This is a genomic window from Pseudobutyrivibrio ruminis DSM 9787 (assembly GCF_900218035.1).
GTDB classification, from domain to species: Bacteria; Bacillota; Clostridia; order Lachnospirales; family Lachnospiraceae; genus Pseudobutyrivibrio; species Pseudobutyrivibrio ruminis.
Map to the genome: position 1 here is coordinate 42,519 of NZ_OBMR01000015.1, position 12,395 is coordinate 54,913.

Consider the following 12,395-nt stretch of genomic DNA (forward strand, 5'->3'; position numbering starts at 1 on the left):
TTAATTATTCCAAAAGATGTCATTTTGTGACTTTCCCTTTTAGGATATACATGTGAGTTGTGTAGTCTCCATCGCTCTCATACCAGTTTCTCTCCTTGTTCATAAGGGAAATTCCGGCATTCATCAAATAGTCACCATAAATATCATCCTTATCATTTATCGTATATACGATATCTGGATTTAACCCCTGAAGCTTTATTCGTTCTATTCCCCAGTTTGGAATATTTTCTGTTTTATGTGTGGTAACGATTGCTGTTTGTCTATCATCTGAAACAACCATCCATGCTGAGATATTGTTTTCGAATGGAGACTGTAGACGATAATAATTTCCATACTGGAACAGCTCACGGTACTCCTTCATAAACTTAATCTGCTCTTTGACTCTCTCGAATTCCTCTGCAGATATTTCGTTTAAATCAAGCTCGTATCCAAATGTGCCATAGTAAGCCACATTAGCTCTATCGTCTATGGTCATATCGCGATGTGTCTGCAGATTTGGGGATGCAGATACGTGTGAGCCAACCATTGACACAGGATAGCCGTAGCTTGTGCCGTACTGGATTTTCACTCTCTCATGTCCATCTGTGTCATCTGAACACCAAGCCTGTGGAGCATAGTAAAGCATACCTGCGTCGAATCTGGCACCACCGCTGGCGCATGATTCAAACAGGATATGTGGGAATGCCTTTCTCAATCTCTCATAAAGGCTGTACACGCCCATGATATATTTGTGATATGTCATGCCCTGTCTTCCTTTAGCCACATCCTGGCTGTAGCACTCAGTAATTGAGCGGTTCATATCCCACTTGATATAGTCGATGCTGGCGTTTGAAATCACTTCGTAAAGCTGATTGTAGATGTTGTCTACAACCTCTGGCTTTGAATAATCCAAAACCATCTGATGGCGGCCTAATGTGCGTGGTCGGTATGGTGCTGCAAGTACCCAATCAGGATGCTGGCAGTACATATCGGAATCCTCGTTTACCATCTCCGGCTCAATCCAAAGGCCGAATTTTAATCCAAGATCATTTATCTTTTTTGATAATCCGCTGATGCCATCTGGAAGCTTATCGGTATTTACGTACCAGTCTCCCAAGCCTGCAAAATCGTCATTTCTCTTTCCAAACCAGCCATCATCAAGGACGAAAAGCTCTACACCTGCTTCCTTTCCTTTTCTGGCAATCTTAAGGATTTTTTCCTCATCGAAATCCATCTCTGTAGCTTCCCAGTTGTTGAGAAGAATTGGGCGTGGCTTGTTTTTATAGGCGCTTCTCACCAGGTTGTTGTTCATGAGCCTATGTATGTTTTGGCTTAAATCATTGAGACCATTTGAAGTGTAGGTAATAATGACCTCTGGAGTATTAAACTCTTCCCCAGGCTCAAGTGGCCACTGAAACCACTTTGGATTGATTCCCATATTGAATCTAAGTTTTCCAAAAGTGTCAGCCTGTGCCTTTGCAATATAGTTTCCGCTGTATACCAGATTGAATCCAAAGGCCTCCCCCTGAAAATCATCTGCATTCTTTCTTTTGATAATTACAAATGGATTATAGTTTGCGCTGGAATGGCCACGAAGGCTTTCGATGGCAGTGATGCCTGATGATATATCTCTTTCCTTTGGGCTGCGCTCTCTTCCCCATGCACCTTCAAACTGAAGCCATGTGAAGCTGGTATCTGGAAAATCCACATTGCAGCTAAGTGCCTGCTCAAGCTTTAGCTTCTTGTCTCCAGTATTCTTTAGCTTTGTATGGCGGCAAATAGCAGAGTAATTCTCCCAAACTGTGTAGTACAAAGTCACTTCAAGACCAGATATCAAATCTCTGCAAACTATCTCTAATGACTCTGCCTCATCATCCTCATTTGTGTATGTGGCTGGAAGGCCTGGGATTGACGCCTTGCCCTTGTAGATTCTATGAAACTGGTAGGTAAACTTTGTGACTCTAGATCCATTCTCCTGAAGCACTTCATATGCGCTTGATCCAAAATCTCCATCGCCAAAGGCTGGGTACTCCAAAAGGGCCAGCTCCTTGGTGTATTTCTCATCATCCTTTTCGTTACAGCATAAAGGTCTGATTCCAAATGATTGATAATCCTGCAATCTTTGTTCTGTATGTATTGGCTTTCCAAAATACAGCTGGCCAATGTCTCCATCCTCACATATTCCAATCACATAGCTTAATGCTTTATTAAATATATGAAATTGGTTTTCCTGCTCATTAAAAATTATTCCCATATTCTCTCCTTTGCCCTTCTTTTTTGCTATAATCATTATATTGATTACGTAGAACAATTAAGATGTTCCAATTATTCATGTTCATGTCACTATGTGACATTTGGGAGAATCGTATGGAAATTAGAGGCGTAGATAAATGCCGATTTGTAGACATTACAACTTCGAATGATTTTTATCTTTTTGAGGTAGGCCGATATAAATGTGAACCACACTATAATTATGGGCCAATCGTCCGCACAAGAACTATCTTTCACTATGTAATTTCTGGTGTGGGATATCTGTATATGAATGATAAGAAATATGAGATTCATACAGGCCAAGGCTTCCTGATTCCGGCCAAGGTGAAAGCCTATTATGAAGCGGATTCCAATGACCCTTGGGAGTACACCTGGATACACGTGGATGGTCCTCGTGTTACAGAGCTTTTTAATTCAGCAGGAATTTCTCTGGAGCAGCCAATCTTTACTCCAAATGGAGATGCCAGTGAAATTGTAGAATATATAAATCGTATATACGATAATTATGACAACGAATGCTACTGCTACGCTATGGTTTATCAGATGTTTAGCTGCATATCAAAACTGTCCAGCACCAAGACAGAAGCCACTGAGGTGGACCCTCGCCTTGCCTATGTAAAAAACGCCATCAGATATATCAGACTGAAATATTCCGAGCCTATCAATGTGGAAGACATCGCCAATGCCTGTGGATTAAACAGAAGTTATTTGACCCGTGTGTTCAAACATGCCACCGGCTACACACCTCAATCCTACCTGGCCACCTACCGCATGAAAAAGGCCTCTGAAATGCTTTTAAAATCAAATGAAAGCGTCAATACCATTGCCTTTAATGTAGGGTATTCCGACTCCTTCACTTTTTCAAAGGCATTCAAAAGATACAGCAATCTATCGCCTAGCGAATATCGCAGCAATCACACATAAAAACAAAGGTCGCAAAGCTTAATGCCTTGCGACCTTATTTTTATTCATCTGCATCTTCTGATGTTTCAGATTCTTCTAATTCTGCTTCCTCTTCTTCCTCTACATAGTTCGGATCGAATACGGTGTACTCATTTGATTCGCGGAAGATGGTGTTTGAACTACCTACCTGGCAAACCTTGATTACATCGCCGTTTTTAACGTCAGAAGCCTTTATTGAAAGGACCTGTCCAGATTCGTATTTAGTTGAAACCTGTTCGTCATTTACATATACCTTAGACCACTTGGTAAACTCATCACCATAGATGTGCAGCCTTCCGTTGAAGAAGTATGCGCTGTCGATTGTGACATCATTTACACCCATGATTAAGTCTGAAGGGCCGTACTCTGTGCCAACTTCGTATGTGTAACGATCTCCGTACATGATATCGTACTGAAGCATACGTAAGTCATTCATGTATTCGCTGGTTCCACGCTCCTTGCCCTCAGCCATTGCTGTCTGATGGTAAGCGTTGATGTTTCCGTTGTGAATGTTGAGTCTGTTTAAGAACTCTGATACAAGCTGGTATGATGCTAAATCCTCGTCGACCTTTTCCATACCGAAGTTGTTCCATGTGAAGTACTTTGTCTTGTAAAGGTCACCTGTGGCAACCTCATCGTTTGTAAGACCCATAGTTGGAAGGTGGTCACCAAACATGATAACAAGTGTATCCTCACCTCTGGCATCAAGTGCCTCGATGTACTGCTTAATAAAATCATCTACGTTGTAGATACGGTTGATGTAATATTCCCAAGCCCAGTTTTCTTCTTCTGTCTTGCCTACTGCGTTGACCTTGATAACTGGATCTTCCTCAACCTGGTAAGTTGGGTAAGCGCCGTGGCCTTCAACTGTGATTGTGTAAACGAAATCGCTCTCTGGTGTGGCATCCATGGCGTCGAGAGTACCATCAATAAGGATGTCGTCTGTAGGCCAGTTTCCAAGTGGAGTGTAATCTGTAATATCTAAAAGCTCCTTAGATGTGAATGTATCAAATCCCATCATGGAGAATGCGTTTGCTCTTGAATAGAAGTTACCACCATTGTTGTGGACAACGTGAGTGCTGTAGCCATCTTCTGAAAGAACATCAGCGTAGCTCTCAACATCTGTCTCCTTAAGGATGGTCTTCTGTGGGTACTCACCTGGGCCGAAGAAGTTGCAGCTAAGTCCTGTAAGAACTTCGAACTCAGAGTTACATGTGCCGGCACCAACTACAGGTACGATACAGTGGCCTGTAGAATAGTTCTGCTCAAGGTAGTGAATGTAAGGAATTGGGTCCTCACTTGTCTCGATAAAATCTGCCTCTGATACATCGTAGAATGACTCAAGCAAGATAACAACGATGTTTGGCTGTGAGTCGTCCTCAGATGGAATCTCAAGTGTGCTTACATAAGCAGAATCTTCATCAACGATACTTTCGATTTTGCTCTTTGAATAACCGAATGGGCGGTTCATACCACGGTCAAGAACCGAAGTAGAGAAGCCATATAAATAACCGTAATCCAAATATCCCTGGGCAAGGTTGCCGAAGTAGGATGTCATGATTCCTGAGTTTCTAAGAAGCAATGTGGATGGATAAAGGGAAACCCAAAGGGCCACCACAAGTATCAATCTCTGCCAGAATGGCTTGCCGTTCTGCTTTTTCTTGCCTTTTTTCAAATAGATAATCATGATGATTATGTAGATTACCAAGGCTGTGATTGCAATCATAGCTTCCTGTGGCGAGAAGTAGTTGGAATCCTGCATTGTCAGCAAGTCGCTGATCATATATAAATCAGTGTAGCCGAATGGTGAAACACGGTTCAACAGAATGACGCAATTTATAATACCAAGAATTATAAAAATCATGCTGATGAATACTCGCCACCAACCACGTCTCTTACTAAGGAACACAATTGAAAGTGCTACGAATATACAATATGAATTGAATAGGTAAGGTCCTGTGTGATTAACTACGAAGCCCCATGCCTCTGTGAATGAATGACGGGACATCCACTCCATAACAAATATCAGGAGCATCGATAGTGGAATGTGCATCCAGAATGAGTATTTATCCCACAACATCAACCATGTTTTATGGAATTTACTTCCTAGATAAGACTGAACAGCCTTTGAGTTAGCCAGCTTGATAAATGGCTTTTTTATGTTCTTTCCCAGCCATACAAAGCCGGACTTTATTTTTGAAAAAAATCTTTTCATGAATCCTCCGATTAGCACAAATAACATCTAATCTAATTTAATCAAGACAGTATGAAAAAATAGTGATAAAATGTTAAATATTCAGAGCCTATCAAAGAAAATCATTTCTTATTAAAGATAGGACATCTGAATATCTTAAAATCAAAATTCCAACGGATTATAACACTTAAAAGATATTTAATCAAGAAAGCGAGAATATATGAAGTTACAATTCTATAAGAAGGGCATCCCTACAGAAATCCTTAAGCGATTGGCCATTTTATTGGTTGTTTTTGTGGTTTCAGTGGTGTTTTTCGAGGTAGTCACAAATATCAGCGAGCCACAGGAGGTTTTGGCCCAGTCCTCTCCTACGTTGCCTACTGTCACCATAGATTATTTAGGTGATGCAACTACAGAGCTTCACGGCTATGTAACCGAGATGGACCCAGCCTACATGCGAGACGCTATTATTCCTTTGGATTCCAAGCGTAATGTGTCTATCACAGTGGATTCCAAGGACTATGATGTAGATGGATTATCATACGAGATACGCTCTTTGGATACTCAGCGAAACATTTCGAATAACCAGCTTGAATTTACATCTGAGGAAGGCCTTCTCAAGGCTAGCTTCCAGGCTGAAAACCTGATTGAGAAGAACGAAGAATATCTTCTTATTCTTACAATCACAAGCGGCGACCAGGAAATCTACTACTACACTAGAATCATGCAGCCAGAGGGATGTAACGAGGAAGAGATACTTGATTTTGCTCAGTATTTCCACAATACAGCTCTTTCAGAGGATGCATCGGATTTGGCTACATATATCGAGCCTTCCTCCTCTGCTTCCGAGGATTTAAACCACGTTACTATCAATTCAAATCTTGCTCAGATTTCCTACGGTGGATTTGACGGCACACAGGTTGGTGATGTAAATACAGCTCTCACTGATATCAGCAGCAACTACATCAGCCTCACATTCACTTACCTATTAAATAGAGATAACTCTGGTAAATCTGAGTACTACACATGTGTAGAGGATTTCAGAATCCGCTATACTTCCGACAGATTGTACCTGCTTTCTTACTACAGGACAATGGAGCAAATTTTGGATGATAAGTCAGTTTCATTTAGTCAAAATGTGCTAAACATCGGCATCACTGATCCTGATTTGCAGTACATGTCAAATGAAACAGGTACCATCGTTTCATTTGTGCAAAACGGTTCACTTTACGAATACAATCAGACTGACCGTACACTAAAGCAGATTTTCAGCTTTGTGGACGACCCTACTGATAGCCGTTCTATTTACAACCAACACCAGATTCTTCTACTAAACATCGATGAATCCGGTACTATGGACTATGTTGTTTATGGATACATGAATTCCGGCAGCCACGAAGGCGAATGTGGTATCAACCTTTACCACTACGATGCAATCGAAGATACTTCCAGCGAGCAGGTGTTCATCACCTCTACAAGCTCTTACCAGATTTTGAACGCCAATTTCTCGGAGCTTTTGTACGAGACAGCTGACAACCAGTTCTACATCATGGTAAATGGAACTCTTCTATATATGAACTTAAACGAGCTTACTACCAAGGAGCTGATGACAGGCCTTGATGATGCTCAATACGCTGTGTCTGCATCCCGCAGATACCTGGCTTGGATGGATCAGGAGGATATGTCAGATTCAATCCACATCATGGATTTGGAGACTGGAAATTCCTATGATATTACAGCAAGCAAAGGACAGCTCTTAAAGCCACTGGCCTTTTTGGATGACGATTTGATTTACGGTACTTTAAATGAAAACGATATCACTATCGACGGTGCCGGCTCTACTGTTTATCCAATGTACAAGCTGACAATCGCAGATATCTCTTCTGGCTCAGGACGTGAGCTGATGACATATCAAAAGCGCGGGTACTACATTACAGATGTTTCAATCGAGTCCTACACCATTTATCTGGACCGTATTCAGATAGATTCTGAGGGCATTATCACCTCCGCTGATGGGGACACCATCAAGAATAGTGCTGGTGAGCAAAACAAAGCCGTTGATGTTAGCACAATGGCCGATGATTCCAAGGAACAGGTTGTTGTTCTCACCATGGCTGAGCTGGAGGAAGACGAAAAGCTTGGCAAGGTTGATTACGATGTGCCTGGCCTGGTACTTGCCGATGGCAGCCACTCAATCTCTGTTGCCTCTGCCACAAGCTCTACACAATACTTTGTATATGTAGGCAGCAAGGTTTCACTGGCCACCGACGATTTGAATCGCGCCATTACTGAGGCCGATGAAAACATGGGTATCGTGCTTGATAACACACCTAAATACGTGTGGAAACGAGGCCGCAAGTCATATCAGAATGCAATCACAGGAATCGCTGTTGGTTCTAGTGATTCGGAGGCTTCCGGCAGCGCCAGAGCCCTTTCAGCTATGCTTGTTCAGGCTGGAGAAAATGTGCAGGTGCACACACTGTTAGAATCAGGAGAAACACCTATTTCGGTGCTTTCAAAGACGTTGAAGGATTACGATATTCTTGATTTAACAGGATTGTCGCTTAGCCAAGTTCTCTACTATGTAAACCTTGGCACACCAGTGTACGCATACACCGGTGATGACACCGCAGTACTTATTGTAGGATACGATGCAAGCTCCATCATATACTTCGATCCTATGACAAGCCAAAATCAAAAAATGTCACTAACCGAAGCTAGTGACTATTTTGAATCCTTTGGAAATGTATTTGTGTCATACATACAGTAAACTATATATGAATAATAAAACCGCAGCATAATAAGTGCCTAGATTCACATAGTGAACCAACCGCTTGTTGTTGCGGTTTTTATAATGGTAAAAATATAGGAATAATATAGTGAAGTCGCTGAACAGGAACAGCATTCCAGCTATGCCAAGGATTGGTGTGCCGTTGAGGCCGCATTCAAGGGCCTTTAAAGTCATTGTAGATACGAAGTAGCAGTAGATTATGCATGGCACGAAAAGGCTGCCCATATGGAGGTGACACCACTTTGACATGCCAACTAATATCAGACAAGGAATGACTGGCACGATGTACACAAGCACATTTGTACCTACGGAGATTCGGCACATATAATTAAGCAGTCCTACATGGCCCAGCATAAAGGCTATAATGCCGATTTCCATGGCTTGTTTGCGACTATAGGTGTTGTATAGGCCCATCATTAAATCGCCTATAAAACAGGCTAATAGGGCCCACAGAAGCAACCCTAATCTTTCCGAATACCACTGATTGATAAATAGAATAACCAAAAAGGAGATACTACAGATCACCTTTAATGGGACATAGTATCTCCTTGAAAATCTATTATCACATACAGCAAATAATGCAATTATAAGTGCTACATAAATAATAGTTTCTATTATCATATTTTTCACCCGACTTATTCGTCGTCTCTCTCACCTGCAAGAATAGCTTCAAGCTTCTTCTGCTTGCTGAAAAGAATTGTACCTGCTCCAAGTAAGAAGATTGCTAAGCAAAGTAAATATCTGCTATCGAATCCATCTGCTGTAGTAGGTGTTGTATCCTTTGTGTGGCCAGAAGAAATTGAACCATCGCTTCCAACCTTGTAAGTAACTGTAGTTGTTGTCTTTCCTGTGATTGTAAGTAATGTCTCTGCCCAACCGTCTGTGTACTCAAATCTGACTACATGGTCGCCAGCTGAAAGGCTTGCAACATATGAAGCAGTAAGAGTAAGGATTGTTGAACCTGACTCTACAGTGAACTGGTTCTGAGCAAGTGTTACACCATCAACCTTGATTGCAACAATCTTATCAAGTGGGCCGTCACATGTGATTGTAACTGTACCTACATTTGATGGTACCTTCTGGTTTGCACCAGCTATAACTGAATACTTTGAGTTGCTTGTTGTCTTGCCAGAAGCTGTTGTTGCTTTGTACTTGAATGTTACTGTTCTATCCTGATTTACTGTACCTGACTGATTCTCTGCTGTAACGAACTCGTAACCAGAGTATGTCTTTGGCTCGTAGCTGTATGTATCGCCCTGAGCATATGTGTCAGTCTGACGTGTCTTTGTCTCAATCTTCTTTGTCATTGTCTGGTCATAGAATTCATCATAAACTGTGACCTTAAACTTCTTTGTAGAGCCTGATGAAGATGAGCTATTTCTCTTGTAATTGAATGTGGCTGTCTGGCCATCTGTAGCTGTTACCTTGTAGGTTGTTGTGCCAAATGCTGTGTAACCATCTACTGCAGGAGCAGAAACTGTTGTGCCTGCTGCCTGAGAGAATGAACCAACCTGACGTGTGCCGATAGCTGTCTTGCCATCGTTCTCGTAGAAGTTACCCATGATTGTACCTGAGTACTTCTTGGCATCTGAACCGCCGCCACCGCCACCTTCTGATTCGCCGACAGTGTAGGTGAATGTATGTGTCTGTGTTGTATCTGATGTTACTGTGTATGTATCTGAGCAAGTGTAGCCAGTTCTTGTTGTAGGACTGATTACATCGCCAGCTGCTTTGTCTGTATAAGTGATTGTCTCACTAAAACTATTGTCTGATGCTGTTTCTGTGATTGTTACTGTAATACCAGTTGTAGTTCCTCCTGGTGTATAAGTAAATGTGTGAGTCTGAACATCATCTGCTGTTACTGTGTATGTCTCACTGCATGTATAGCCAGCTCTTGTTGTAGGTCGAATTACTGCACCTTCTGCTTTGTTTTCATATACAACTTCTTCGCTAAAGCTTCCATCTGATGCTTCCTCTGTGATAATAACAGTAAGTGTACCTACTTCCTCATTACTGAATACTATTGATATCTGTGAATCTTTATGAGTTTCCTTGTATTCATCGAAATAAGTCTCTACTGCAGTATTCTGACCATTTGGGGCATTGACGCTTAATGGTTTGTTTAAAGGCCAATTCTCCTGTTCGTCAATACTTTGCATATCTGATGCATCTTCAAATTTTAGAGATGAAACATTTGAACCATAGAAAGCATTTTTGCCAATTGCTGTAGTTCCAGCCTTTACAGTAAGTGATTCGGTTCCAGGTGCTACAAATACAAGGGTTGTTCCATTATAAATTGCATTGTTATATGTGTAGTATGTTCCAGGATTTGTTATTGATAATTCTGTAAGTGCCTCACACTCTTGAAAGGCTGTTGAAGAAAAGCTTGAAACTGAACCAAATGTTGCACTTTTAAGTGATGTACACCCCATAAATGCCTCGTCACCAATTGAAGCAGTTCCACTAATATTTATATTTGTTAAAGCTGTGCAGTTTACAAAAGAACTTGCCCCAATATTTGCGCCGCAGCTATCTGAATCAACAATTCTTGTAATTGTAGTTGAATTACTATATCCATCTGCTGAGCTTACAGTATTTGCATCACTTGTGAAAGTAAACACACCATCTGAATTAACTGAAGTCAAAGATGAACGAAGCATATCCTCTGATAAGCTGTATGTCTCAAATGTATTTGGGTCTAATGTAACAGTTTCATTTCCTGCTGCTTCACCTGTTGGCTCCTCTACTGCTGCATCTGCAGAAGGCTCTGTTACCTCAAGTTCCTCTGTATTTTCTTCTTCTGAAGGTTCTCCCTCATTTTCCGAAGGCTCAAGAGGCGTCTCCGTAACAAAATCTGTATCCGAATCCGCAATTGAAATTGAGCTGCCAAAGAATGTCCAGCCCGTCAGAAGTATAGATGCGCTAATAAGAATACATCCAATTTTTTTCAATAATCCCTTGTTCTTTTTCACCATAGCATTTCCCATCCCTAAATCCAAGTTTTTAGGCTCTGTTATTTGTTATTTAACTCTCTTTGCCACTACAAACATGCGACCGTCCTCGGTGTAGCTGTTGCATGTGCTGAGAGTCAATATTTTGTCAGTAGAACTAATGTCTATTGTCTCGTCGTAGACTGATAAACTTTGGATATTATCTAAAAACTCCTGGAGCTCAGAGCCTGTAACTGCGTCTATGAAATTGTAGTATTTGTAGCTGTCGTCATCATCATAACCCACTGCTGACAAGCCTACGCCTACAACTTCGTACTCCTGCTCCTCATATAGAGTTTTAAAGGTTATCGTCTTGTGCGACTGATAATAATCATAGTCTAAGTATCTTTTCAATCCACCAAACATGGTCCCTGATCTCATGTTGTGACCATATATGATGGTGTTAGTGGTTGGATTAACTATGTCGCAACGATAATCGACGAATAAAGTACCGGCGGTACTCGTTTCTCCATAGAAATCTCTTCTCAAATAGTATTCTGGGTCGTTTGGCGTTTGCATGACTGGATAGTTGATATCCGTGTCAACGATTTCCAGGATTCCCACAAAATCGCTATTTTGTGAGTATAAATCAATCATATCTGGAAGAATCTCACGCTCATCCGCCGCATAATTCTTGTCCCAAGGACTAACTATTAAATCCTCAGTAATTTCATTAGCTGCAGCTGAATTGGACGACACATTCCCTCCATCTGAGTCCTCTACAGAATCTATATCGTCATTATCATTATCAATATTAACGTTATTTTGTGAAATATTAGTGTTTTGGGTATTATCTTCTCGATTTTGTATTTCTGCAGCTATCTTTCGAGTCTCGTAAACGTCCTTTATTTCCACTGCCGCGTATACTCCAATGAGCACCACAGCCATAGCTACAAACACCAAGCCAAGGCGTCTGGAGCTTTTAGCCTTGGTTGCTGCCTCTTCGATTATCTCTCTATCGTCTAGAAGTCCTGCCGATTTGTTTGCCACAATATCAGCCACGTGCTCGGTGTATTGAGCTCCGATTGGACTGTTGAATGTAATGATGCCATCACGAATATCATTATATAGGCGTAGGGCAACCTCTGGATCTTGTATATCAAGCTCCTCATTGATGCACTCTATTTTTTTGACGTCCTCTTGGGCTGCACGATATTCATAGTGAGTTTCAAACTCAAACCCACCAATACTAAACCTTTTCTTGTCTGACATATATCGTTCTTCCTAT

The 12,395-nt window shown here is 41.4% G+C and carries 7 protein-coding genes; 2 read left to right on the plus strand and 5 right to left on the minus strand.

Features of this window, described 5'->3' with window-relative positions; all coding sequences use genetic code 11:
• Positions 1-19: 19 nt before the first annotated feature.
• Complete coding sequence (locus CRN97_RS13470) at positions 20-2,233, minus strand: alpha-galactosidase (RefSeq protein WP_097077234.1); 2,214 nt, start codon at positions 2,231-2,233, stop codon at positions 20-22.
• A gap of 113 nt (positions 2,234-2,346) precedes the next feature.
• Between CRN97_RS13470 and CRN97_RS13475 the strand changes: the two genes are divergently transcribed.
• Positions 2,347-3,174 (plus strand): AraC family transcriptional regulator, encoded by an 828-nt coding sequence (locus CRN97_RS13475; protein WP_179670762.1) that lies wholly within the window; start codon positions 2,347-2,349, stop codon positions 3,172-3,174.
• A 40-nt stretch (positions 3,175-3,214) separates the two neighbouring features.
• On the opposite strand, the gene CRN97_RS13480 is transcribed toward CRN97_RS13475, so the two are convergent.
• Positions 3,215-5,407 carry an LTA synthase family protein gene (locus CRN97_RS13480; RefSeq protein ID WP_097077236.1) on the minus strand — a complete coding sequence of 731 codons (2,193 nt, stop codon included), beginning with the start codon at positions 5,405-5,407 and terminating at the stop codon, positions 3,215-3,217.
• Positions 5,408-5,606: 199 nt separating this feature from the next.
• Here CRN97_RS13480 and CRN97_RS13485 point away from each other — a divergent pair, with 199 nt between their 5' ends.
• Positions 5,607-8,156 carry a hypothetical protein gene (locus CRN97_RS13485; RefSeq protein WP_097077237.1) on the plus strand — a complete coding sequence of 850 codons (2,550 nt, stop codon included), beginning with the start codon at positions 5,607-5,609 and terminating at the stop codon, positions 8,154-8,156.
• On the opposite strand, the gene CRN97_RS14350 is transcribed toward CRN97_RS13485, so the two are convergent.
• Genes CRN97_RS14350 through CRN97_RS13500 form a run of 3 tightly spaced genes read right to left on the minus strand, consistent with a single transcriptional unit; the run spans position 8,142 to position 12,379 of the window.
• Positions 8,142-8,798 carry a lysoplasmalogenase family protein gene (locus tag CRN97_RS14350; RefSeq protein ID WP_097077238.1) on the minus strand — a complete coding sequence of 219 codons (657 nt, stop codon included), beginning with the start codon at positions 8,796-8,798 and terminating at the stop codon, positions 8,142-8,144. The two genes, CRN97_RS13485 and CRN97_RS14350, sit on opposite strands and share 15 nt — an antisense overlap.
• A gap of 14 nt (positions 8,799-8,812) precedes the next feature.
• On the minus strand, positions 8,813-11,152 hold the full coding sequence (locus CRN97_RS13495; RefSeq protein ID WP_179670763.1) for a leucine-rich repeat domain-containing protein: 2,340 nt from the start codon (positions 11,150-11,152) through the stop codon (positions 8,813-8,815).
• Positions 11,153-11,197: 45 nt separating this feature from the next.
• Positions 11,198-12,379 carry a class B sortase gene (locus CRN97_RS13500; RefSeq protein WP_097077240.1) on the minus strand — a complete coding sequence of 394 codons (1,182 nt, stop codon included), beginning with the start codon at positions 12,377-12,379 and terminating at the stop codon, positions 11,198-11,200.
• Positions 12,380-12,395: the final 16 nt, after the last annotated feature.